Annotated in this window: 1 pseudogene; it reads right to left on the bottom strand. The window is 68.3% G+C overall.

Annotation, left to right across the window (positions count from 1 at the left end):
- Positions 1-230: pseudogene (locus RRF55_RS28255) on the bottom strand (proline--tRNA ligase); the annotation flags it as partial.

Genomic DNA, 230 nt, shown 5'->3' with positions numbered 1-230 from the left:
GGCCACGGCTTCACAGGTTTTCTGCGTGGGCGTGTCGACCTTGCGCAGTGCTTCGCTGGCGGCCGGGCGCTCGCCCGGAGCCGCGGCGATGGCCGCTTCCATGTTCGCGGCGTAATCCGAGCCGGTGGAAAACACCAGCGCGTCTTCGCCGGACTCGGCGATCACGTGGAATTCCTGCGAGGCGTCGCCACCGATCGCGCCGGAGTCGGCCTGCACCATGCGGAAATCCA

The organism is Klebsiella sp. K47, assembly GCF_051858335.1.
In the GTDB taxonomy this organism is placed as follows: domain Bacteria; phylum Pseudomonadota; class Gammaproteobacteria; order Enterobacterales; family Enterobacteriaceae; genus Klebsiella; species Klebsiella pneumoniae.
Note: the sequence above shows the minus strand (reverse complement) of the source record. Positions and strands in the feature narration are given on the sequence as shown.